This window comes from Pseudoalteromonas sp. BSi20439, assembly GCF_000241165.1.
Classification (GTDB): domain Bacteria; phylum Pseudomonadota; class Gammaproteobacteria; order Enterobacterales; family Alteromonadaceae; genus Pseudoalteromonas.
Genome location: NZ_BADW01000051.1, coordinates 18,811 through 43,439 on the forward strand (window position 1 = coordinate 18,811; position 24,629 = coordinate 43,439).

Annotated in this window: 16 protein-coding genes and 1 pseudogene; 12 read left to right on the plus strand and 5 right to left on the minus strand. The window is 41.0% G+C overall.

Features of this window, described 5'->3' with window-relative positions:
• Positions 1-2 precede the first annotated feature (2 nt).
• The 4 genes from P20439_RS04680 (at position 3) to arfA (ending at position 6,510) form a co-directional block, all read left to right on the plus strand.
• On the plus strand, positions 3-2,012 hold the full coding sequence (locus P20439_RS04680; protein WP_008464931.1) for an EAL domain-containing protein: 2,010 nt from the start codon (positions 3-5) through the stop codon (positions 2,010-2,012).
• Positions 2,009-3,166 (plus strand): HDOD domain-containing protein, encoded by a 1,158-nt coding sequence (locus P20439_RS04685; RefSeq protein ID WP_008464933.1) that lies wholly within the window; start codon positions 2,009-2,011, stop codon positions 3,164-3,166. The genes P20439_RS04680 and P20439_RS04685 overlap by 4 nt, the downstream gene beginning before the upstream one ends.
• A 439-nt stretch (positions 3,167-3,605) precedes the next feature.
• Positions 3,606-6,134: a TonB-dependent siderophore receptor gene (locus tag P20439_RS04690; protein WP_008464935.1), complete on the plus strand. Its 2,529-nt coding sequence runs from the start codon at positions 3,606-3,608 to the stop codon at positions 6,132-6,134.
• Positions 6,135-6,309: 175 nt separating this feature from the next.
• Positions 6,310-6,510 (plus strand): alternative ribosome rescue factor ArfA, encoded by a 201-nt coding sequence (arfA, locus tag P20439_RS04695; RefSeq protein ID WP_008464937.1) that lies wholly within the window; start codon positions 6,310-6,312, stop codon positions 6,508-6,510.
• A gap of 323 nt (positions 6,511-6,833) precedes the next feature.
• On the opposite strand, the gene P20439_RS04700 is transcribed toward arfA, so the two are convergent.
• The gene (locus P20439_RS04700) at positions 6,834-7,817 is read right to left on the minus strand and encodes a helix-turn-helix domain-containing protein (RefSeq protein ID WP_008464939.1); all 984 of its coding nucleotides are present in this window, start codon (positions 7,815-7,817) and stop codon (positions 6,834-6,836) included.
• A gap of 221 nt (positions 7,818-8,038) precedes the next feature.
• Between P20439_RS04700 and P20439_RS04705 the strand changes: the two genes are divergently transcribed.
• From P20439_RS04705 to eat, 3 genes are read left to right on the plus strand one after another with little or no spacing between them, the layout of a single operon-like run.
• A complete protein-coding gene (locus P20439_RS04705) occupies positions 8,039-9,445 on the plus strand; it encodes an ethanolamine ammonia-lyase subunit EutB (protein WP_008464941.1) in 1,407 nt (468 codons plus the stop codon).
• Positions 9,442-10,314 (plus strand): ethanolamine ammonia-lyase subunit EutC, encoded by an 873-nt coding sequence (gene eutC, locus P20439_RS04710; protein ID WP_008114356.1) that lies wholly within the window; start codon positions 9,442-9,444, stop codon positions 10,312-10,314. Before P20439_RS04705 ends, eutC begins: the two co-directional genes overlap by 4 nt.
• Before the next feature lie 37 nt (positions 10,315-10,351).
• Positions 10,352-11,764, plus strand: a complete 1,413-nt coding sequence (gene eat / locus P20439_RS04715; protein ID WP_008114357.1) for an ethanolamine permease — start codon at positions 10,352-10,354, stop codon at positions 11,762-11,764.
• Positions 11,765-11,851: 87 nt separating this feature from the next.
• On the opposite strand, the gene P20439_RS04720 is transcribed toward eat, so the two are convergent.
• The gene (locus tag P20439_RS04720; protein WP_008464943.1) at positions 11,852-12,577 is read right to left on the minus strand and encodes a MauE/DoxX family redox-associated membrane protein; all 726 of its coding nucleotides are present in this window, start codon (positions 12,575-12,577) and stop codon (positions 11,852-11,854) included.
• 265 nt (positions 12,578-12,842) lie between these two features.
• Entirely contained in the window at positions 12,843-13,859 is a 1,017-nt protein-coding gene (locus P20439_RS04725) for a LacI family DNA-binding transcriptional regulator (protein ID WP_008114359.1), read from the minus strand.
• Positions 13,860-14,431: 572 nt separating this feature from the next.
• Here P20439_RS04725 and P20439_RS04730 point away from each other — a divergent pair.
• The 5 genes from P20439_RS04730 to nagP all read left to right on the plus strand — a co-directional run bounded on the left by P20439_RS04730 (position 14,432) and on the right by nagP (position 21,650).
• Complete coding sequence (locus P20439_RS04730; RefSeq protein WP_008464945.1) at positions 14,432-17,122, plus strand: family 20 glycosylhydrolase; 2,691 nt, start codon at positions 14,432-14,434, stop codon at positions 17,120-17,122.
• 162 nt (positions 17,123-17,284) lie between these two features.
• Entirely contained in the window at positions 17,285-18,196 is a 912-nt protein-coding gene (gene nagK / locus P20439_RS04735) for an N-acetylglucosamine kinase (RefSeq protein WP_008464947.1), read from the plus strand.
• Positions 18,196-19,194 (plus strand): glucosamine-6-phosphate deaminase NagB-II, encoded by a 999-nt coding sequence (gene nagB-II, locus P20439_RS04740; protein WP_008464949.1) that lies wholly within the window; start codon positions 18,196-18,198, stop codon positions 19,192-19,194. Before nagK ends, nagB-II begins: the two co-directional genes overlap by 1 nt.
• Entirely contained in the window at positions 19,195-20,322 is a 1,128-nt protein-coding gene (nagA, locus tag P20439_RS04745; RefSeq protein ID WP_008464951.1) for an N-acetylglucosamine-6-phosphate deacetylase, read from the plus strand.
• Positions 20,323-20,354: 32 nt separating this feature from the next.
• Positions 20,355-21,650, plus strand: a complete 1,296-nt coding sequence (gene nagP, locus P20439_RS04750) for an N-acetylglucosamine MFS transporter NagP (protein ID WP_036932927.1) — start codon at positions 20,355-20,357, stop codon at positions 21,648-21,650.
• 68 nt (positions 21,651-21,718) lie between these two features.
• Here nagP and P20439_RS04755 read toward each other — a convergent pair whose 3' ends face one another.
• Together P20439_RS04755 and P20439_RS04760 are read right to left on the minus strand one after the other, a co-directional pair.
• Positions 21,719-23,218 (minus strand): DUF2235 domain-containing protein, encoded by a 1,500-nt coding sequence (locus tag P20439_RS04755; protein WP_008464954.1) that lies wholly within the window; start codon positions 23,216-23,218, stop codon positions 21,719-21,721.
• Positions 23,219-23,311: 93 nt separating this feature from the next.
• Positions 23,312-24,615 (minus strand): annotated as a pseudogene (locus tag P20439_RS04760) (NAD(P)/FAD-dependent oxidoreductase).
• Between the last annotated feature and the right edge of the window lie 14 nt (positions 24,616-24,629).

A 24,629-nucleotide genomic window follows, 5' to 3' on the forward strand; every position in this document is an offset into this window, starting at 1 on the left:
TAGTGGCTTTGCGAATTTTATTAGTAGACGATGAACTCAATGTATTGAAGTCTTTAAAGCGAGTACTTGTTCGTTCTGGTTATGATGTAATAACAGCATCCACTGGTTTTGAAGCGCTTGAAATATTAGCGGCTAATCAAATTGAAATCATCATTACCGATTTTAGAATGCCAGAAATGAACGGCGCTGACTTATTACGGCAGGTTAAAAGTCGCTGGCCCGATTGCGTAAACTTAGTGCTAAGTGGATATGCTGATTTTAAGTCTGTGGTTGAGTTATTGAATCAGGGATTGGTATTTCGTTTTTTAGAAAAGCCATGGGTCGATAGTGAGCTACTTGAGAACATTAGCGAGGCGCAAGTAAAATATGAACAGCGCCGAGCTAAAAGAGTAAGAGATCAATTATTAATGGGCAGCATGTCTGGCCTAATAGAAATAGACAATAACGGTATTATTAATCGTTTTAACGCGCCTGCCGCTGAAATCATTCCAGATATTCATTTATATGAAAATAAACACCTCGCCCATTTAGATACAGCTCAAAACAAAGCGGTGAGTCAGTCATTTGTTGATAAGAAAAGCAGTACACTTTTTATTAATTACGCACACGCCTCTGATCTAGCTAAAAGCGAAGAAGTTATGATAGAGCGTTGTTTAAATGATGATTCTTATCAACTTTTAAAGTTATCAAGCAACTCAAATAGCATGAGTAACATTTTTCAACTCACCAGAACACAGTCGGTGGTAACCAACGAGTCTGACTTTTATAATCATTTAGCTTTATGTGAAGCGAATAAAGAATGTTATGCATTAGTTTATATAGGTATTGCGCAGTTTCAATTAATCAATGATCTGCTAGGGGAAGAAGATGGCAGCCACCTTGTAAAATTGGTTTTGGAAGTGCTAAAAGGTGTATCAGAAAAAGCGGTCAAAGTTCTTCATAAGAGCGCCGATCGGTTCGTATTATTTGTTCCTGAAATTAAATCTGATAGTGAAATTTTAACCGATTTAAATAAGGCGATGAATGATCTGAAAAAAGTACTCCCTAGTAAATACACCGATGCTCATGTGCAGCTTTATGGGGTGTATGGTTTGTTTCCTGAGGATAGCTTAGAGGGAAAAGAACTCGTTAATCAAATGCAGTTGACGATGAATTATCAAGTAGGTGATCAGCAGCGTATTTGTTCTCGGTTTGATCCTCAGTTGGTAGCTGATTATAAAAAGAACTTTGAGTTAAGCCGTTTATTATTAACAGCGGTAAATAAAGATGAGCTTTCATTACGCTTTCAACCAAAGATTGATACTAAAACAGGCCAAATATTTATTGCTGAGGCGTTAATTCGCTGGTATGAGCCGAGTAAACATGGCTGGGTAGCGCCAGCTCATTTTATCCCTATTGCTGAATGCGATGGTCAAATTATCTCAATAGGGCGCTGGGTTATTTCTCAAAGCTGTAAAACATTAAAATACTGGGCAGACAACAAAACAGGGGTGGGTGTATTAGCAATTAACTTGTCTGCTAGGCAATTAAAAGATGATCCCGATTGGATTGACTACATGCTCGAGTGTTTAAGCAGCAATAGTTTAGAGCCGTCACAGTTAGTTTTTGAGTTAACAGAAACTTATCTAATCGAAGATTTTACTACCTGCGAACAGCAATTAATAAGGCTAAGATCGTTGGGGTTTAAGCTATTAATTGATGACTTTGGTGTAGGTTACTCATCACTTGGCTATCTTTCTAAGCTGCCTGTAGATGGCGTTAAACTAGATAGAACCCTTATTACTGATATTGAATCGTCTTTAGCGATGCAAAGTATGATTCGTAATATTACGCGTATGTCGCATGATCTAAATTTAAAAGTTGTTGCTGAGGGGGTAGAAACAGCCTATCAATGTGAATTAATTAAAAAGTTAGGGTGTGACTACATACAAGGCTATTACTACAGTGAGCCTTTAGAGCAGGATGATTTTTGTAATTATTTAAACCATTTTAATTCTCAAGGTGCGCAATGAGTTCGATAACGGTAGTCATACTAGACGATGATGCTTTTTTATTAAAAGTATTACAAAGGACTATTCATCGAGCCTATCCAGAGGTTGATATAATGACAACCTCTGATATTGATGAATTTTGGCAGCTGCTAAACACTAAGCAAGACTTAGATTTAGTATTAAGTGATTATTTAATGCCGCAAATGAATGGATTGGATGTTTTAGAGCAATGCTCTTCACAAAACCCCTACCCAGTCAGAGCATTACTTACTGGTGATATGACATTGAGCACCATGATGCGACAACCTAATGTTGTGCATGCTTACCTTGCTAAGCCGTTTAATGAAGCAGATATAACCGCGCTTTTTGACAATGTAGCGGCGTTAAAGTCGTTACCTTTTGCTTTTAATGTGCGCAGGCAGTTAGGGGCTATGATTAGCTTTCCTGTTTACCCTCTTATTTTAAAAGAACTTAGAGACTTAATACAAAGCAATGAATTTGATTTGCACGATATAGCCAATGTTGTTTCTCAAGAGCCAATAATAACGGCTAAATTGTTACAACTTGCAAACTCCGCTTATCTTGGTTTTGTTAGGCCTACATCGTCAATAGATGAAGCTGTATCGAGGCTTGGAATTACCATATTAATGGCAATTACGACGTCTTTATTAGTTGCTAAAAACTTTGAATCGTCTATTCCTAGTGACGTACATGAAAAGCAATTAAATATAGCGGCGAATTACGCTAGCTGTGTTAAGCGCTTTGCTAAACAAGCTGGGTTTAGTCTACAACATCAAGAGCTACTTTTCTCGGTGGCGTTATTGAGTTTTGTTGGCAAGATTATTTTATTGTCTCAAGCTCAAAGCGATGCGCCAGATGAGCATGCCCAAACTATGGCCGATGGGTACGTAAGTGCCAATTTTATTTCGGCCTACGTTTTAAAGTTATGGGGATACGATACTAAAATATGTAACTTACTGATGAGTTGCCATGATTTAGATGGTATTAATGATAATGATCTAATCACATTCAATCATATGTTATATGTAGTTAGGCAAGTTATTTTTGATAAACAAACCCCCATGCAATTACGTGCGTACTGTGAATCAACAGGCGTAGACCCTCTACTTTGTCATCTTATTAGTGAGTTTGATTGGCATAGTTACACCTCTTAAATAGGCCTGTATAAAATATTGTTTAAAAACGGACAGTACTACATAACGACCTATTTATAGTTTCAGCTGAGTACCCTTTCTTACCTTTTGCTATCTACTTTAGTCTAATAAAAACCGCATAAAACGTCATTTAGAGTGTGTTTTTTACCCAGTGCAGGGCAAAAAACATACAAAACTGTTGTTTTTACTAATTATAAACGAAATCTTAATGTTAACATTGCATTAACTTTTGGGGTTGTGATATTAAATTGCTACTTTGGTTGTATTTTGAGCTTTTAAAGGTGTTATTTTTCTGTTTTTAAAGTTATTTGCATTCTTATGCTAATTTTATCAATTTTTTTGTTTCTTTTTGTTTGTGTATGTTGCTAGGATGTTGGCAAGGGGATAAAGGAATATACCCCACACACATTATAAGAATACACAAAACAGGGTCATCATTATGTCAACATATCGTTTAAACACATTGGCTGTAGCGGTTGCTTTTGCTTTCAGTGCGCCAAGTATGGTTAATGCACAAGAAGCGCCTGCTAAAGCTGAAAAAAATATCGAACAAATATCTGTTTTAGGATCGCGAGTTTCAAACCGAACTGCCACTGAGTCGTCATCACCTATTGATTTAATTGACGCAGATGATTTAAATAAAGGTGGCTTTACCGAGCTTGGCCAAAGCTTACAGGCAACGGCACCGTCATTTAACTTCTCGCGTACACAGGTTTCTGATGGTTCAGATTTATTTCGCCCTGCTACATTACGCGGCTTACAACCAGATCAAACCTTGGTTTTAGTAAACGGTAAACGCCGTCATAATCAATCTATTTTTGGTTTAACCAGTACTGTGGGCGGCGGCTCTGCGGGTACTGATATGAATGCGATCCCGCTTATTGCTTTAAAAGGGGTTGAAGTGTTGCGTGATGGTGCGGCGGCGCAGTATGGCTCAGATGCAATTGCAGGGGTTATCAACTTATCACTTAATAACTCAACAGATTTAACCACCGGGTACGTACAATATGGCGAAACGGCAGAAGGGGATGGAGAAACAATTTCTGCGGGTTTAAACCGTGGTTTTGAATTAGGTAATGAAGGCGGTTTTATTAATTTATCGCTTGAGTACCGTGATGCAGATAAAACTAACCGCGCAGAGCGAGATACCGGTGGTTCACTTAATGTCGCACCAGGTACTTTATCGGACGAAGTACGTTGGGGACAAGGTAATGCAGAGAGTGAATTTACTTCGGTATTTTACAATATGGCGTTGCCAATGGGTGAGGGGGAGCTTTACTCATTTGGTGGTTACTCTGAGCGTACTGCACTAGGCAACGGCTTTTACCGTAATTTTAATGAAGCGTCTAAAAACGTAACGCAAGTTTACAGCGACGGTTTTTTACCGCAAATAGATAATGAAGCACAAGATATTTCGGTATCAGTTGGTTTTAAAGGTGAAATTAACCCTGATTGGACCTACGATGTTTCTGCAGTTTATGGTGAAAACCAATACGATTTTACCTCACGCAATACTTTAAATGCGTCATACGCGGCGGAGTATTTATTTAATAACCCGGATGCAAGCGATGCCGATATAACCGCGAATGCTGGCCCAACAGAGGGATACTCGGGTGGTTTTAGGTTTGATCAAACAACCTTTAATGCAGATATAAACGGGATTGTTGATATTGGTCGTAGTGAGCCTGTTTATGTTTCAATTGGCGCTGAATACCGTAAAGAAAACTATGAAATTGTACCCGGTGAAGAAGCATCATACGCATGTGGAACAGCCAACACGGATACCTCATACCCATCGGTGAACGATCCGAGTCAATTTGCACAATGTGGTTTTCAAGCTTATAACGGCCTTCGTCCTGAAGCCTCGAATAAGAGCGACCGTGATAGCTATGCGGTGTATGTTGATGCAGAAACCATGTTAAACGATGCATGGAATGTGAGCGGCGCACTTCGCTATGAAGATTTTTCTAATGCGGGTGACGACATCATAGGTAAAGTAGCAACACGTTATGAATTTAATGATGACTTTGCGGTACGTGGTGCGTTATCAACGGGTTTTAGAGCACCATCATTACAGCAAAGTGGTTACACTGCTTTTACCACTAACTTAGGGTCTGACGGCACGTTAAGTCAGTCGTTTACTGCGACAACAGGTTCAGCATTTCCTGCAGCTTTAGGCGTTGATACTTTAAAGCTTGAAACATCAACTAACTACAGTGCCGGTTTTGTTTACGATGTGACCAGTGATTTATCGTTAACGGTGGATTTTTACCGAGTAGAAATTGAAGACCGTATTACATTAGGTAGCTTGTTGTCGGCGGATGATGTGGCGTTTAGTCCTGAGGCGGTTGCTGCTCTGCAAGCAACGGGTGCAGTGCAAGCGAATTACTTTTCAAACTCTGTAAACTCAACCACTCAAGGCGTGGACATTATTGCGTCATACCGCACCGATTTATATGACGGTAATTTCTCTGCTACGTTTGCGGGTAACTTAAACGAAACTAAAATTGATAGTGTGAATGCAGCGCCAGGTATTCCAAAAAATGTGGCACTTGATGATATTCAGAGTAGCTTCTTAACTGATGGACAACCGGGTGAACGTGCAACGCTTACTTTTGATTATGAGCGTGATTCGTACAGCTCAATGATTCGCTTTAATTACTTTGGCGAAACCGATGTGAAGTATTTTGCTAACGATCATATTGAGCTAGCTACTGATGGCTCATTTAAAGCAACGAGTACCGTAGAAACGGCAGTACTCGTAGATTTAAACGTAAGCTATGAAATTAACGAGATGTTTTCGCTATCGGTTGGTGCGGATAATGTATTTGATGAAACACCGGATGAACTAGGTGATGATGAAGTATTAAATGCTATCTCTAATGGGGCATTTAAATACCCATTGCGTGCTGTACCCTATGGCTTTGATGGCCGTAGTTACTATGCAAAATTAAGTTTTAGTTTTTAATTTTATAAGCTAAATAGGCGCCGTTATAAACGGCGCTTTTTTTATGGCTAAAATATATTTAAAACAGCATTAAAAATGATTGCATGCTTGAAAATTAAGCATACAATCGCCATCAATAACGAAGGCGCATTGCTCCTTCGAGTGATTCTTTTATTTTTAACGAATAGGAAATAATATGACTAAAAAATGCAAAGCAAAAGCGGTTAATAAATCCGCTGTAGACACCGGCCGCGGAGTGATCAAACACAACGCATTAGCAGCACTGGTAACCTCTAAAGTATTTAAGCCGCAAGTGGTTAAAGCTAAAAAAGGCAAAGGCTCGTTTAAACGCAACAACAAACATGCAGGACAAGAGTCCTATTTAATCGCGGCTTAATTAGCACCGATCAAATAGGGCTTTTGACTTACCGAAATAAGGCTGACTTCGAGCTAAGAGCTTCGGGTTTCGAGTCACGAGCAGCGAACACAACCTAGCACCTTTAGCCTTCTCTTTCCGCGCAGCGTCTCATGATCTCTTTGTGAATTAATCACTTAAAACATGTTTGCACAAAGAGAAGTGAATGAGGAGTAAATGAGAAGGCAACGGGCTTCGAGTGACGAGTAGCGAGCTTGTGCAAACAGTCTAGCACCTAGTCATATCAGCCCTTAAATCTATTCTTTCAGCGCAGCGTCTCCCGCCACCCGAAACCCGTATCCTCGTTATCCATGTATTATCGATTTAGAATTTGCCAAATAAGAACCATGGTTTATCACTGTTTGCGAGGGATTCTCACCAAATAATTGCGTGTAGTCTTTGGTAAATTGCCCTGCATGCCAAAACCCCCAATTGGCAGCAACCACAGAAATGGGTTTATCTTGCTTTGCTAATTTTAGCTCTCTTCTAACATTATTTAATCGGGTTAAACGTAAAAACCGCAGTGGGTTTATCCCTAAAATACTCTCAAAACTATATTGTAAGGTACGCCTGCTCACAAAGGTGAGTTCGCATAATTGAGTAATTGTTACTGTGTTTTGTGGATGCGCTTTTATATAATCTTTAACTTTATCAACGACCGCTTTACGGTGTTTATAACTGGGAGCGATGCGTTGACATGGGAGCTGTTCGTTTAGTAAATGTAATGCCAGCATATTAAGCATGTCTTGCTGTAAATCGGCATTTAGGCCAAAAGCGTTGTTGCTAACCATACTGTTTATTATACCCCGGGCACTTTTTAGCATGGCGTTGCATGTTGTCAGTCGCTCAGTACCTGAAGACGTTATATTTTTTAAGTGCATCCCTTGTATCTGAGCCATATGTTCTAACGATTGCGTGTCTATTACTAAACCATAAATATTAAACTGCTCAGGTGTAATAAGCTCAAAGTTACTCTCACTAGTGCGACACATAAATTGATTACTTGCCACATTTAAGCCATTAATTTTGCTCTGCTGCGACTGCTTTGGGATCCCGAGCCAAATAGATCGTGGCGCTATTGCGCATTGTTGGTGAAGAGCACGCTCTGTGTATTCTTCAAATGCATGAATATGAGGGTAACCCACGCTTTCTATACACCCAAAAAATCGCCCATCACTGAGCTGATCATATTTTTGCTGCCACTGCGTTAGATTATGCGCCTGCTCATCTATATCTTGGGTATGCACCATGCTCTTTTGTGGTGCGCTAGCTAAATCTTGCTGCGTCATAATGGAGTTACTCTTTGTCTTTTTTATTTTTATTAAGATTAAGTTACCACCTGTAACTATAGTTAACTATATGAAATAAAGCTAAAAATGATGATTTGCCAAAATTCGATAGTGTCTTGGTATGAATTAAGCTCTCTTGAAACTAAACAAAATTGATTTATAGCTTATAGGTCAGCAAAACCTGTACCAAGGTTTGAACTAGTTGTTATGTGGAGTAGATCATGGGGCAAAGGTACCGATATACACTGGGCACGCAGGTGTATAATTTTAAAAATTTGGCGCAAGTAATGGCAAAAGCCACTCCTCATCGCTCAGGTGACAGGTTAGCGGGTGTTATTGCACAATCAGCGCAAGAGCGAGCGGTTGCCCAAATGACCTTAGCAGATATTCCGTTGAAGGCATTTTTAAATGAGGCACTGATTGCTTATGAAGACGATGAAATAACTCGCTTAATTATGGACGATCACGATGCTAATGCATTTATGGCGATTGCTCATTTAACCGTGGGAGATTTTCGTAATTGGTTGTTAAGTGACTTTGCAACTCCCTCGGTACTTGCAAGTGTAAGACAGGGGATCACTCCGGAAATGGCTGCGGCTGTTAGCAAAATAATGCGTAATCAGGATCTTATCCTTATTGCTAAAAAATGCCATGTAACTAGTGCATTTAGAAACACCATTGGTTTACCTGGGCATTTATCCACGCGTTTACAACCTAATCACCCAACAGATGATATTAACGGCATTGCCGCCTGTATTTTAGATGGGTTGCTGTACGGTAATGGTGATGCGGTGATAGGTATAAACCCCGCAACCGACAACGTGGCGCAGGCTATTAAATTGATGACATTGATGGATGAGGTGATTCAAAAATATGAAATTCCTACCCAAAGCTGTGTGCTTACCCATGTCACTAATACGATTGAATGCATAGAAGCGGGGGCGCCAGTTGATTTAGTGTTTCAGTCTATTGGTGGAACAGAAGCCACCAATTCGAGTTTTGGTTTTAGTTTAAATACTTTAGCTGAGGCACAAGATGCCGCGCTGAGTTTAAAGCGTGGCACGGTAGGCAATAATGTGATGTATTTTGAAACAGGGCAAGGCAGCTCGCTTTCGGCTAATGCTCATCACGGGCTAGATCAGCAAACCTGCGAAACTCGCGCGTATGCCGTTGCACGAAAATTTAATCCGCTATTAGTTAATACGGTGGTGGGATTTATAGGCCCGGAGTATTTATTTGATGGCAAAGAAATTACCCGCGCGGGGCTTGAGGATCATTTTTGTGCCAAATTACTGGGTATTCCGATGGGATGTGACGTGTGTTACACCAATCATGCCGAGGCTGACCAAAATGATATGGATAACTTACTTACGCTCCTTGGTGTAGCTGGGTGCTCGTTTGTGATGGGGATTCCGGGCTCCGATGACATTATGCTCAATTACCAAACTACCTCATTTCATGATGCGTTATACGTGCGCCGAGTCTTGGGCTCTCGTGCAGCTCCTGAATTTGAAAAGTGGCTTACTAGCATGAACATTATGAAAAACAGCAGCGATGTTACTTTATCGCACAGTCTTCCCGCTGCATTTGCTAAGCCGTTAGATGCACTGGCGGGAGGCCGTTCATGACTGCAGATTTTAAATCAAATGACCTTGCTAATACTGATCATAAAAATAATGGCAATGTGGTACACAACCCATGGCGTGACTTACGCCAGTTTACTGATGCCCGCATAGGACTTGGTCGAGCGGGTATTAGTTTACCAACCTCTGAAATGCTGGCGTTTCAACTGTCGCATGCGCAAGCGCGCGATGCAGTCAATTTTCCACTTGATATCAATGAAATGAAAGCAAAGTTAGCGACTGTTAATGCAGCTAATGCGCGTGTATTGCATTTACATAGCCAAGCGGTTGATAGAGTTACTTATTTACAACGACCAGATTTGGGTCGAAAGCTAAATGAGAATAGTCGTCAATTATTACTTGATTTTGTTGCTGAGCAACAGCAAAGCACCCAAGAAAAATACGACTTAGCCATTGTAGTCGCTGATGGTTTGTCATCGTTGGCGGTTCAAAAAAATGCAGCTCCTTTTATAGCTGAATTACTTTCACAGTTGAGCGTTAATAAGCCACTTACTCTTGCTCCAATCACCTTAGTTGAACAAGGGCGAGTAGCCATTGGTGATGATATTGGTGAGTTATTGAATGCCCAAATTGTGATGGTGCTCATTGGTGAACGTCCTGGGCTTAGCTCACCAGATAGCTTGGGACTTTATTTAACCTGGGAGCCTAAAACAGGGCTTAACGATTCGCTGCGTAATTGTATATCTAATATTCGTCCTGCTGGTTTGCCCTATATCGATGCGGCAAGACGGGCAGCCTACTTATTAAATGAAGCTAAAACATTAAAACTAACAGGAGTGAACTTAAAAGATCGGACACAGGATGATGTGATTGAGCATCAACAATCGAGCCGTCATTTTTTAAATGCGGAATAGCGGTAACTAAAAATAAAAAATCGATAAAGAGGATGTTATGTCTACTAATAATTCAGAATACTTAGCAAAAAGGCAGCTCAAAGGTGGCACTGCAGGTTGGCTATTGCTGGCAGGGTTAGGGGTATCGTATGTTATTTCAGGTGACTTTGCTGGGTGGAACTTTGGTATTGCAGAAGCTGGCTGGGGCGGCTTCGCGATAGCTGCAGTGTTAATGGCGATTATGTATTTAACTTTGGTGTTATCGCTGGCTGAAATGTCGGCTGCTATTCCTGCTGCTGGAGGGGGTTATAGTTTTGCTCGTCAAGCAATGGGGCCAACGGGTGGTTATTTAACCGGTCTTGCGGTATTAATTGAATATGCGTTAGCACCGGCCGCCATTGTGATATTTATTGGCTCTGCAGTGGAGGCGTTAACGGGGTTCAATGGCCCATGGGTTTATGCACTATTTTATTTGGTGTTTGTAGGTATTCATTTAGCTGGAGTAGGTGAAGCGCTAAAAGTAATGATGGTAATAAGCGGTTTAGCGGTACTGGCTATTGTTGCAACGGCAGTGGTTTTAATTACAAATTTTGATGCTACCAATTTATTTGATGTTGCAGTAACAGATGCCGCAGGTGCGAATGAATTTTTACCTTTGGGTTGGTATGGGGTGTGGGCTGCATTACCTTTTGCTATGTGGTTGTTTTTAGCGGTTGAAGGCGTGCCATTGGCGGCTGAAGAAGCAAAAGATCCGGCTAAAGATGTACCTAAAGGTATTATTGGCGCCATGGTATTTTTATTGTTTACTGCGTTATTAGTGGTTGTGTTAGTACCCGGCGCAGCAGGTGCAACAGCAATGGGCGCAAGTGCAGTTCCGTTGGTAGATGCGTTAAATGCGACAGGCAATAGCGATTTAGCAACCGTGGTTAATATACTGGGATTAGCAGGGCTGGTGGCTTCATTTTTCTCTATTATTTATGGCTATAGTCGGTTGGTGTTTGCGTTATCGCGTGCAGGATATTTACCGCGTTCGTTATCAATTACTACAGTGCGTAAAGTGCCAGCACGAGCGCTTATTGTACCTGCTGTATTTGGTTTTTTAGCTTCACTAAGTGGTGAGGGCGATTTAATGTTAGCTATGGCGGTGGTTGGTGCAACAGTATCGTATGCGTTAATGGCGTTCAGTCATATAATGTTGCGCTTAAAACAACCCGACTTACCTCGACCTTATAAAACGCCTGGCGGCATTGTCACTTCAAGCATAGCATTGTGTTTATCCTTGATTGCTCTGACCGGTGTGTACGCCTTTGACCCCCGTGCTTTTTTATACACTATGGTGCTATTTATAGTCGGTGCGGCGTATTACTTTGGCTTTAGCTCTAAACATTTAGTGGCCAAAAGTGCAGATGAGGAGTTTGCTATGCTCGCTGATGCTGAGGCCGGTTTAAATACAGCGATAAGTGAGGGGTAATTCTCATTTACTAAAATAACTCATGTGGCTTTAATATTCGAAGAGTTTGCACTGGCGCGGTAAGTTTTAACTTACCGCACCTTTTTATTATTTGACTAGCATCCATAGACCGGCTGCTATCATAAATAGGTTTTCGGTTAATGAAATAAAGCCAAGCGGTACATTGCTGTCGCCGCCAACACAGGCGCATTTTAGTGTTCGCTTGTCTATGTATACAGCTTTAATAACAGAGACTGCGCCAATACTACCTATAAATAAAGAGATAGGGGCAATTGAATAAGCGGGCAGCGCTGCAATCATACCTATACCCACAAAGGCTTCTAAAAATGGATATACATAAGCGTAAGGGATCACTTTCATGGCGAGTAAGTCGTAAGTGATAAACGAGTTTGAGAAGCTGGTTAAATCTTGTAGCTTTTGAATGGCTAATACGGCCATGGTTAATGCCACGAAAAGCTCAAGTGTATACATGCTTAGCCCTGCACCACTTAACGAAAAAGCTAAACTGAGCAACAAGGTAACCGCAAAAATCGCTATCACAGGGGTATAGGTTGTACCTTGCTGACCGGCAGGCGATTTATTAAAGAAACTTCTAAGTTCATCATAGCCACCTATGCGCTTATCATCTATAAACGTTTGTGGTGTTGTTTCTACGTCGTGTTGCTGTTTAAACGCATCGGTTTGCGCTCTTGAGGTGAGCAATTGATCGTCTACTTCAAAGCCTTGACGTTCAAGCAAATCTTTAGATTTTAAACCAAATGGGCAAATATGTTCATCGGTTGCCATTCTATACAATTGGGCTGACTTGGCCATAATTTACTCCTGCATATTTATACCAATTTGCAATAATACTTAATTAAGTGAATCGGTATTAGAGAGTTGAACTGAGTTATGTAACCTTGAAAGATCAACCGACCCTAAGTGTAAAATTTACACTGAAAGCCGTCTAACTGTTAATAAACTCAGTAATACAGAAGGTATAATCAAAAAGTAGGCCGTTTTTTAATATGACCCTGCGCTGAAGGTTTTTTTACAACGCACAGGGGAAATTAATGATACGGTGATCCTATTTACACGGTTAACTAGGGCGTGCGGTAGAGTCTCTGACGACGAGCTCAGGAGTGTATAGTTTTATAATATCGCGGTCATTGCCATTACGAATTTGTGCTATTAACAAGCTGGCCGCATCCTCGGCAATTTTATTATTAGGCTGATGAGCGGTGGTAAGTTTTGGCCAGGTTTGACGCGAGAATGGGCTATCCTCAAACCCTGTTATAGAAAGTTCACTGGGTATATCAATGTTCATTAATCTGGCTGCAAATAACGCACCGGCGGCAATTTCATCGTTACATGAGACGATAGCGGTTGGTCTGTTTGTTTGGCTAATCAGTGTTTTAGCGCCCTCAACCCCCGACTCAAATGAATATTCGCCATCAATAATTAAACTTGGATCTATAGTAATGTCGTATTGGGTTAACGCTGCTTTGTAACCTTCCAAGCGCTCTTTGGTCGAATTATGCTCGCTGCCACCGGCTAAAAAGCCAATGCGCGTGTGGCCGTTATTAATTAGATGCTCAGTAATTGACTTTGAGGCGAGATTATCGTCAATCATAATACAGGGTGTTAATGAGTCAGGCGCGTCGTGCCCTGATAAAATACGCACAACTTTTAGGTCTAACTGAGTCAGCTTTTCAACAAACTCAGGCATTTCAGAAAAGGGCGGGGTGAGTAAAATTCCCGCGATACGTGTGCGTTTAATCATGTTCGTAATTTCATCAAAAATATGCGCTTCTTTGGCATCACAAGGGTGAATGAGTAGTTCAAACCCCTGCTTTTTGCACGCATCTAAAATACCGTTTTGCATATCGATGATATAGTACGCATTAGGGTTGTCGTATATGTAAGCTATGCTGTAGGCTTTTGTTCCTGCAAGACTTCTTGCAGCTAAGTTAGGCTGGAAGTTCAACTTTTCGACCGACGCCATGACTTTTTCACGGGTGTTGTCACGTACCGAGGTTTCGTTATTTATTACTCTTGATACCGTTTTTATTGATACCCCGGCATCTTTTGCCACGTCGTTTATTGTTGTTCTCATCGGCTTAATAGACCTTTACATATCATTTTGGGCACTAAATTATCTTTATCGGCAAACAACTACAGCAAATGCAGTTAACTGTACTCGGTTTTTATTATTTGACGGCTAAATTATAAAGACATCATTGAATATTAACAGTTAATTTATACGCCTTTCTTGTGAGAATGGTAGATAAAGTTTCAGGTAATGATTTGGTAATATTTAAATCTCATTTAAATACAATGATTTAAAATAAAACCATACGTATGCATGTAAATTATTTGTATCTTTTTTGCCCCCTTGTGTAGCTATAAAAGAAAAAAAGGATACATTAACAGCTAAATGACAGCGTTGTCATAAGTTAAAGCGCAATGTTAATTATTATTTAAAACCTTCGTAGTGGATTGTTTGGCTAAGGTAGCAATTGCTAGATATGAATAGTGATTGATTTAAAAGCATAAAATATTTTTTAGCTGATAGTACATTATAAACTAACCACACTAAGAATGAATGCATTGAAAAATCGGCTTAATTTTTAGCATTTGAAATAGGTGCTTAAGTGACTAAGTTAATACAATAGAGGAAAGTAGCGAATGAAGATTAAATCATTACTGACAGCATGCTGCTTAGCACTGGGTTTAAGTGCGTGTCAGGGCAATGTTGATGAACAAAGCACCGTATCGGTTCAGCTAAGCCCTGCAAACGATAGTGCTGTGGAGTTACTTGCTAACACATTGCAAATAAAATATCAGCAAGTTGATAACCGCCCATCAGCTCAGTGCGATCCAAATATTGAAAACGGTCACTGTTTTAAAGCAAACTTACATTTAACAGCCAACTCGGCAATCAATGTTGACCAATGGAAAATTTACTTTAGTCAAATTACGCCAATACAAAAGTCGGTTAGCGATGAATTTACTATTAAACACGTTAATGGCGATATTCATGTTATTGAGCTTAAAGACGGGTTTACTGGCTTTAAAGCCGGTGAGACTAAAACGATTACTTTTTATGCGCATTTTTGGTCATTATCGCAAAGCGACGCTATTCCTAACTATATCGTGGTGAATAACAATGACACCGCTAAAGTGATTGAAAGTACAAGGCCTAAAATTGACCCAGAGACGGGCTTAGAGCTTTTACCACATGTAGAACCTTATACCGATTACACTCGTCAGTTTAAACGTACTGAGAGCGATAAAACTCAGTGGCTTACTTCTGAGCGCTTGTTTGAGCGTAATGAAAAGTATGACTTTTCAGCTTATTTAACCTCGCAAAATCAAGTAAGCAATGTGATTGCTCAACAAATTATACCCACCCCACGCGTTAGCGAATTTAGTCAAACTCAAACGCTTGATATTAGCCAAGGGCTTAATATTAACTATGCAGAAGTTGATAAATCAAGTGTATTGGCTGCAATTGAGCGCTTGGCACTGTTAGGTATTAATATAAGTGATGATGCAGCGGCAATTAAGGTCACACTTAATTCCACTGTTAAAAAAGATCAGCTTAATGGCAGTTATAAATTAGCGATTAAAGCCGATGAGGTGGTTATTGATGCCGCTGACGAAACTGGGATTTTTTATGCTCTGCAAAGCTTAGCGAGCTTATATCAGGTTAATAGTAATATGTTACCTGTGGGAGAGGTTATTGATGCACCGCATTATCAGTTTAGAGGGGTATTGGTTGATGTAGCACGAAACTTTCGTGATAAAGGCTTTATTTTAAAGTTACTTGATCAAATGGCAGCTTATAAACTTAACAAGCTACATTTGCACTTAGGTGATGATGAAGGCTGGCGTTTAGAAATTCCATCACTGCCTGAACTAACCGATGTAGGTGCAAAGCGCTGTTTTGATCAAAGCGAGCAGCAATGTTTAATGCCACAATTAGGCGCAGGGCTTGATACTTCAAGTGCAGCAAACGGCTATTATTCGGTAGCTGACTACCAAGAAATACTTAAAGCGGCGAGTGCGCGCCATATTCAAGTGATCCCATCGCTTGACATGCCAGGGCATTCTCGCGCTGCAATTAAAGCCATGCAAGCGCGTTATAATAAATACATAAAACAAGGCGATAAACAAAAAGCCGAACAGTTTTTACTGTATGACCCGCTTGATACAACGCTCTATTCGTCGGTACAACACTATAACGACAATACCATTAATGTGTGTTTAGACTCATCCTATGCGTTTATCCGTGAAGTAATGGAACAAGTAAAAAGTATTCATAGTGAGGCACAGCATCCACTAACTCGTTATCACATAGGCGCCGATGAAACCGCCGGAGCATGGGTCGATTCACCTGCTTGTGCTGATTTTATTAAACAAAATAAGTTAGAAATTACTAAAGCGAATCAGCTGGGCAGCTATTTTATTGAACGTATTGCCAATATGTTAGCTGATATGAATATTGAAACCGCAGCATGGAGCGATGGCTTATCGCATACTAACCCAGAGAATATGCCAGAGGTTGTGCAAGGTAATGTTTGGGATTTATTAATGTGGAATGGCCATCAGCGTGCACATGAATTTGCCAACAGAAATTGGCAAGCAGTGCTTTCGTCACCAGATGTACTGTATTTTGACTTTCCGTATGAGGCAGACCCACAGGAGCATGGTTATTACTGGGCTTCAAGGCATATAAATACTGAAAAGATATTTCAGTTTATGCCAGATAATTTGCCTATTCATGCTGAATTTTGGCTTGATAGAGAAGATAAGCCTTATGTAGCTGATGACACATTACAGCATGATGAGCAAGGCAAGGTCGTATCCGCGCCTTTAGCTAAAGATAAACGTTTTGTGGGTATTCAGGGTCAATTATGGAGCGAAAATACGCGTACCAATAATATGGCTGAATATAAGCTATTCCCACGATTATTATCGCTGGCACAGCGCGCTTGGCATAAGGCAGATTGGGCGGTACCGTATGATCATAATGGCTTTGTTTATAGCCAACAAACAAATCGCTTTAGCCCTGAATTAAAGCAGCAGCGCGATCAGCAATGGCAAACGTTTGCTGCCACCATGGGGCTAAAGGAATTTGCCAAGTTAGAACGTGCAAATGTGCATTATCGCCTTGCAAATGCGGGGGCTAAAATTGATAACGGCATGTTGTTCGCCAATATTGCTTACCCTGGTTTAGTGATTGAATATAAACAAGGTGATGAGCAATGGCAAACCTACACACAACCTGTCAAAGTAACACAAGATGTATGGGTTCGTTCTAAAACGCCTTATGCGAATCGTGTTAGCAGAAAGCTTAAAGTAACGCACCGTTAAGGTGCGTTTTCCTTAAATTATTGAAGACAAAAAGAAGTTATTTATTTGTAAATAAAAATAATGACAACGCTGTCATTTGTGCTAGTATAAGATTCATACAGTATGACAGTCCGGTTTTATTTTAGTGTTTTGCAAAACGGTCGAACAACTTAAGAGGCAAAAATGATCACCAACAATCTTAAAAACAATCAACTCTTTGTGGGGATCGATGGCGGCGGCACTAAATGTAAAGCAATTATCGTCAATAGCTGTAATGACATAGTCGGCACCGGCGTGTCAGGCCCAGGTAACCCGTTACATGGGTTTAATCAAGCAACTCATTCTATTGAGCAATCAGTGCGTTTAGCATTACAAGATGCGGGGCTTAAAGATACGCCTTTATCTGAGCTTATTGCAGGGGTTGGCCTAGCAGGGGTTAACTTACCAAGTTTGCATAATCAAATGACACAATGGCAACACCCATTTAAAACTATGCACTTAACTACTGATTTACTTATTGCTTGTATGGGCGCTCATCAGGGCGAGGATGGCGCAGTGATGATTGCTGGCACTGGCTCGTGTGGATTTTCATACGTTAATGGCCAATCGTTTATGATTGGTGGTCATGGCTTTCCACATGGTGATAAAGGCAGTGGTGCATGGATTGGCTTTACTGCGTGTCAGTATGTGCTGCTTAGCCTAGATAAATTAATCCCAAGTGGTGCGCTTACTAACTTGTTAATGAAGTATTTAGAAGTCAGCGATGCGATGCAACTTGTTGAAGTGATTGCCAATAAACCCGCCGCCTTTTTTGCGCAACTTGCAGGTTGTGTTTTTCAATCCGCACAAGCTAACGATGCCACAGCAATTGCTATTTTAAAAGAAGGTGGCGCTTATTTAAGCGACATTGCACGACAATTATTAGATAAAAATCCACCAAGGCTTTCGTTTATTGGTGGTTTATCAACCGTGATGACAACATGGTTAGATCCAGACATACAAGCTATTTTATCAGCCCCATTATCGTCACCAGAAATGGGGTCTGTACTTTACGCTAAACAACAGCACGTTAATTACAGCAGCCAGGAGTTATGATGTTTAACACACTAATGGAAAAAGAAGCGGCGCAAACGCCAAATGTTATTGAAAAGCAAATTATTGCCAACCAACCTTTAGTGGAAAAAATTGGTCATAAGCTTCGCGATATGGCCCCTAAAGTAGTTATGATGATTGGTCGCGGTTCATCTGATCATGCTGGCGTTTTTGGTAAGTATTTAATTGAAATTGAAGCGGGTGTACCGGTCAGTTCAGCTGCGCCCTCAGTGGCGAGTGTATATGGTAAAACATTAAAGCTGGAAGGCGCCGTGGTAATTGTTATTTCTCAATCAGGACGCAGCCCAGATATTCTAGCTCAGGCAAAAATGGCTAAAGAGGCGGGCGCTTATTGTATTGCGTTGGTTAACGATGAAGCGTCACCTCTACAAGACATAGTCGATGATTTTGTACCTCTTAAAGCCGGTGATGAAATTTCGGTGGCGGCAACAAAAAGCTATTTGGCAACGTTGTCGGCATTGGTACATATTGTTGCTAATTGGACGCAAAATGAGTCATTATTACAATCGCTTAACGAGTTACCTAGTGCGCTTAATGCCATTATAGATTCGCCAACTCAGCTACAACCTACTGAGTTTGCAAATATTAAGAATATGGTGGTATTGGCACGTGGTTTAGGATTTTCTATCTCAAAAGAAATGGCACTTAAGCTTAAAGAAGTGTGTGCTATTCATGCTGAGTCATTTAGTAGTGCGGAGTTTTTACATGGTCCGGTGACCTTAGTTGAGCAAGGGTTAGTGATTTTAGATTGCTCGGTTGAAGATGAAACCAAAGAGTCACATCAGCAGCAAATTGCTGAGGTCAAAAAACGCGGTGCACAAGTGATTAGCCTTAACCAACAAGGTATTAAAGTACACCCGCGATTAGCGCCATTTTTAGTATTACAGCGTTTTTACCTTGATGTGGCAAAAGTGGCATTAAGCCGTGGTTTTAATCCTGATGAGCCAAAGGGGCTTAAAAAAGTAACAAGGACATTATAAATGTCAGTTAAACGAATTCATGTAGCCCAGTTTTTTGATGGCGAGCACTTTGTTAACGACAAAGTGCTAAGCGTTGATGCGGGTATTATTACGGCAATAGATGATAACGTACAGCAGGCAGACGAGCACCTAACGGGTTTAGTTGCACCTGGCTTTATTGATCTACAAGTTAATGGCGGTGGCGGTGAGTTGTTTAACCGTACTAGCAGTGTTGCAGGGGTTAAAAAAATACTGCTAGCACATGCCAAATACGGTACAACTGCTATGCTGCCAACGTTAATTACTGACACCGTAGAAGTAATGCGCCAAGCAGCCGATGTAATTGCTAAGGCGATAGCCCAAAAAACGCCAGGTATTATTGGCATTCACTTTGAAGGCCCGCACTTATCAGTTGCAAAAAAGGGCGCTCATAGCGCTGATTTTATTCGCCCTATTTCTGATCAAGAATGGCAAGTATTATCTCGTCAGGATTTAGGTAAGGTGGTGGTAACGGTTGCACCTGAAAATGTTTTGCCAAGTGATATCGCTAAAATGCGTGAGGTAGGCATACACGTTTGTTTAGGTCATACCAATGCAAGCTTTGCTCAAGCTCAGCGCGCAGTTGATGCTGGCGCAACTGGATTTACGCATTTATATAATGCCATGTCACCATTACAAGGGCGTGAGCCGGGAGTGGTTGGCTGTGCATTATTAAATGATGATACTTATTGTGGCTTAATTGTTGATGGCCATCATGTTGATTACGCAGCATGCCAACTGGCATTAAAAGCAAAACCAATAGGGCGCGTGTTTTTAGTTACTGATGCGATGCCACCAGTGGGAACAGATGACACTCAATTTGCTTTTTTTGACCGAACTGTCAACTTAGAGAATGGTAAGCTCACGTCTACAACCGGTGAGTTGGCCGGCTCTGCGCTTGATATGGCAACCGCAGTTAGAAACACTGTAACTCATTTAAAGCAGCCATTAGCGCAAGCGCTTAATATGGCCAGTTTATATCCTGCTCAGTATTTAAAGTTGCCTGCCACACACGGACGATTAATACTGGGTAGTCCAGCAGATTTTGTACAATTAAACACACAACAACAAGTCATTAGCACGTGGATTGGCGGCGCTCGGGTTTGTTAACAACATAATAAATATAAATAAAGGAAAATAACATGACAACCAATGTTATGGATACGTCCAAAAATAGTAGCGTGGTCCCAATGGCCATTGTTGCGGTATTATTTTTTATACTGGGCTTTGCTACTTGGCTTAATGGCTCGTTAATGCCTTACTTAAGTCAAATTTTACAGTTAACCCCATTTCAAGGGTCGTTAATTTTATTTTCCTTTTATATTGCGGTCACATTTACTGCGCTGCCCTCGGCAGTACTGATCAAAAAGGTCGGCTACAAAAACGGTATGGCATTGGGGATGGGCTGTATGATGTTAGCAGGCTTAATGTTTATTCCTGCTGCTATGTCGCAGTTTTTTCCTTTGTTTTTACTAGCGCAGTTGGTAATGGGCGCAGGGCAAACCTTATTACAAACCGCGGTTAATCCGTATGTAGTACGTTTAGGGCCAGAAGAATCGGCTGCTGTACGTATTAGTATTATGGGGATTTTAAATAAAGGCGCAGGAGTTATCTCGCCGATGGTATTTACCGCCTTAATTTTAAGTAACTTTACCGGTACGGTAGGCACAGATCTAAGCCAACAGCAAGTTGATGATATGGCAAATGGTCTTATTTTACCTTACTTAGGCATGGCCTTATTTATTGGTGTATTAGCTTTTGCGGTTAAAAAGTCTCCGCTGCCTGAGCTTATCAATGATGAAGTAGAAGCAATAAACGACAAAGGTGAAATTCGTGAAACACTCTCTCATCCAAACTTGGTGTTAGGTGCAATTGCTATCTTTTTGTATGTTGCGGTAGAGGTTATTGCTGGCGATACCATAGGTACTTTTGCACTATCGCTGGGTATTGAAAACTATGGGGTAATGACTTCATACACTATGATGTTTATGGTGTTTGGTTATATTTTAGGTATTATGCTTATCCCTAAATTTATCTCTCAACAAGCGGCCTTAACAGCATCGGCTGTATTGGGTATTGTGATCACCCTGTGCATTTTGTTTATTGATGCGCAGTCGTATGTTATTGCCAATGCTATACTGGTGCCTTTAGGAGGCGCTAATTTACCAGATGCTTTACTGCTAATTGCCTTTTTAGGCTTAGCAAACGCCATTGTTTGGCCGGCGGTTTTCCCACTTGCGTTATCGGGTTTAGGTAAACTAACCAGCACAGGCTCAGCACTGTTAGTAATGGGTATAGCGGGCGGTGCATTTGGTCCGGTGTTATGGGGCTTACTAAGTGGTTTTACCTCGCTACAAACAGGTTACTCTGTATTGTTACCTTGTTACTTATTTATATTATTTTATGCCGTGAAAGGGCATAAAATGAAAAAGCAATAACATCCACCAGCTATCCCTAGCTCAGTGCACTTTGCAGTATAAAGTGCACTGATTATTAGGGCACTTTATCAGCTTAATCGCGTTACTTTAAGTTTTATTCTACCGGCATTCGCACCATAAAAACGACTTAAATCATTAGCAAATGGGCAAAACTCTCCCGATTTTTTAATGGTTATTTCAACGCCTTCAGCAATTTCAAAGGCATGTTCATCGCTTTGACCAATCGTGCCGATTAAACTAAACCACTGCGCTGTAGCTAAACGTCTAAATGGCTCAAGTAATGCCATGGGGATTTCTTTAACGCCGAGTTGCACGTTATCGCGATGCCACCCAGAAGGAGAGCACTTTATACCATCGTCATACCAATATTGATTAGGATAAGGTGTAAAACGGTAGGTCGCACCTTGGGCAAGCATTAAGCCGGTGGCGTTGTAGGCTTCACTGGCATATACCATCACATCTTGGCTTTGGTTTATGCTAAGTAAACTCATATTTTGGTTGGCTAGCATTATATGGGCACTGAGTCCCATAAAGTTTAACGTGCTGTCGTCGCTGTAAATCATTTTATAATGTAAGTTTTTTAATGATTCAGGACGATAGCTGGTTAGTTTATTAATTCGCTGTGCAACACTGTGATGTATTAATGGGGCGACGTGGCTGATTTCATCCTCAATTAATACACAGCACTGCCTATCAACAAGTTTAAAAAATGGGTTTAGCCAAAAGTAATTTTGCTGATGACTTAACGCCAGTGGATCGGGAATAACAGTCACATCGTCTTGGGCAACCAAGTTACTCTCAGGTAAAAGGCTTTCGTAATCGATGTCATGACTGGTTAGCAATGAAACTGACAGCGGCTGAGCAATAAGCCACTCAAGTGCATAACGCAAGCAAATATCGGCAAGTCCATCGCGATAGTAGCCGCCTCCCACATCGGAATGGGCTCCTGCAAACCACAGCTCGGTAATGTTAGCTTGCTGGTTCATTAACGTCGGTTCAAAGGCGCGACGTTTTTCATCAAGCGCAACACAGTGCAATGCCTCAGTGACATTATTGGCAATGGTATGGTTTTCAAAAATAACATGTTCAGCACCGCGGGTAGCCTTACTTACCTTTGACAGGCCAATTGAGGCGACGGTATCAAACACACACAAATACACTCGCTCATTTATTAATGGTTCTAAACATTTAGCAAAGCGCCGTGCTAAGGCCGCGCCTCTACTAAAACCAGTAAGCAGTAGGGTATCGCCGCTTTGGTAGTGTTGTTTAAAATCATTAATAGCGTGAGTTAAAATGCTGGCTACGTCATCAGAGCGTGGGGCAAGTGCTTGATTTAAAATTCGCTTTAAACGACTGCCCTTGGTGCCTATGCCTTGGTAATAAAAGCTTAATTGCTTGGAAAATGGGGTGGTGGGTGAATCATCAAGTTTACCGCCGAGCAATAAATGTAGTTTTAAAATATTAGAAATACTAGCGTCTTCTTTAAAATGCTCAGTACTAAATTGGTCTGCGTCGCGGGGTTCACTGCCGGTACCATCAAAATTAAAAATAAGCGTTTTACCCGACATAGCCTGTTCCTTAAAATTTTTGTGTACTTTATATAGCTAATATTAAAGATTAAAGACAGTGATAACTTAAATTACCACTGTCTTTAATCTTGGCTAGTGCAGCTTCATTTTAGGACGCACAACACGCAGCACCTTTTCGCTGATCCATAAAGCAAAGGTTTTGGCACTGCCGTGAATAGCGCGCTGATGCATTCTGTATAATGAAATATACATAAAGCGAGCAATTTTACCTTCAATAAAAAACTACTACTGGTTAGGTTGCCCATTAAGCTGCCCACCGTGCTGTAGCGCGATAAATTTACCAGTGAGCCATGGTCGTTATATTCAAACTTCTTAAGGGGTTGCTCACGTAATGTAGCAATCAGGTTTTTTTCAACGCACTGCGCCATTTGATGCGCCGATTGTGCGCGTGGTGGCACTTGCGTCCCATCGTCTTGAGTAAACGCGCAGCAATCACCAAGCACATATATTTGTGGGTCTAGGTTACTTTGTAAGTAATCATTCACTTTTATTTGGTTGTTACGTGTTAGCTCAAATATGTCTAGCTCTTTAATGAAGTCAGGGGCTTTTACCCCTGCTGCCCACACCATAATATCTGCATTTATTTGCTCGTCACCTTTTGTGATAAAGCCATGCTCGGTTGCTTGTTTAACTTGGGTGTTTTCTCGTACGATAACCCCTAATCTTAATAACTCACGTTTGGCTGAGCTGGCAATTCGCTCAGATAGCGCAGGTAAAATGCGGGGGCCCGCTTCAATCAAGTGTATGTGTAAGCGCTTAGCCGACATATTGGTTAAACCGTATATTTTGAGTAAGTCAGAAACATGATACAGCTCAGCCGAGAGCTCAACACCTGTTGCCCCACCGCCAACAATAGCAATGTTTAATGAATGCAATGGGTCGTCGTCTTGATGAAGGCGAGTAAAGTTATCTAGTAAGGCGTGTTGAAAGCGTTCGGCTTGTTGGTTTGAATCGAGGTAAAAGCAATGCTCTTTAATGCCAGGGGTATTAAAGTCATTACTGACACTGCCTATAGCAATAACAAGGTGGTCATAGTGAACAGTTCGTTTTGGTAAAATTTGATGCCCTAATTCATCATTTAGGGAACTTAAGGTGATGGTTTTATTATTGTTATCGAGGTTACAAAAGGTGCCAAGCTGGAAGTTGTAGTGGTGCTTGGCTGCATGGGCTGAGTATACAACGCCATCTAAATCTGCATCAATAGAGCCGGTTGCAACCTCATGTAATAACGGTTTCCAAATATGAGTGCGGTTTTTATCAATAAGTAATATATTTGCGTGTTGCTTCTTTCCTAATTTGTGCCCTAATTGAGTTGCTAGCTCCAGCCCACCAGCGCCACCGCCTATGATGACGATTTTTGGTATGGTTTTGTCCATGACTATGCCCTTAA

Bases quoted from the DNA above. Each gene is read 5' to 3' on its own strand.
- P20439_RS04685 (WP_008464933.1), top strand. From the start codon at position 2,009: ATGAGTTCGATAACGGTAGTCATACTAGACGATGATGCTTTTTTATTA.
- P20439_RS04690 (WP_008464935.1), top strand. From the start codon at position 3,606: ATGTCAACATATCGTTTAAACACATTGGCTGTAGCGGTTGCTTTTGCT.
- arfA (WP_008464937.1), top strand. From the start codon at position 6,310: ATGACTAAAAAATGCAAAGCAAAAGCGGTTAATAAATCCGCTGTAGAC.
- P20439_RS04700 (WP_008464939.1), bottom strand. From the start codon at position 7,817: ATGACGCAGCAAGATTTAGCTAGCGCACCACAAAAGAGCATGGTGCAT.
- P20439_RS04705 (WP_008464941.1), top strand. From the start codon at position 8,039: ATGGGGCAAAGGTACCGATATACACTGGGCACGCAGGTGTATAATTTT.
- eutC (WP_008114356.1), top strand. From the start codon at position 9,442: ATGACTGCAGATTTTAAATCAAATGACCTTGCTAATACTGATCATAAA.
- eat (WP_008114357.1), top strand. From the start codon at position 10,352: ATGTCTACTAATAATTCAGAATACTTAGCAAAAAGGCAGCTCAAAGGT.
- P20439_RS04720 (WP_008464943.1), bottom strand. From the start codon at position 12,577: ATGGCCAAGTCAGCCCAATTGTATAGAATGGCAACCGATGAACATATT.
- P20439_RS04725 (WP_008114359.1), bottom strand. From the start codon at position 13,859: ATGAGAACAACAATAAACGACGTGGCAAAAGATGCCGGGGTATCAATA.
- P20439_RS04730 (WP_008464945.1), top strand. From the start codon at position 14,432: ATGAAGATTAAATCATTACTGACAGCATGCTGCTTAGCACTGGGTTTA.
- nagK (WP_008464947.1), top strand. From the start codon at position 17,285: ATGATCACCAACAATCTTAAAAACAATCAACTCTTTGTGGGGATCGAT.
- nagB-II (WP_008464949.1), top strand. From the start codon at position 18,196: ATGTTTAACACACTAATGGAAAAAGAAGCGGCGCAAACGCCAAATGTT.
- nagA (WP_008464951.1), top strand. From the start codon at position 19,195: ATGTCAGTTAAACGAATTCATGTAGCCCAGTTTTTTGATGGCGAGCAC.
- nagP (WP_036932927.1), top strand. From the start codon at position 20,355: ATGACAACCAATGTTATGGATACGTCCAAAAATAGTAGCGTGGTCCCA.
- P20439_RS04755 (WP_008464954.1), bottom strand. From the start codon at position 23,218: ATGTCGGGTAAAACGCTTATTTTTAATTTTGATGGTACCGGCAGTGAA.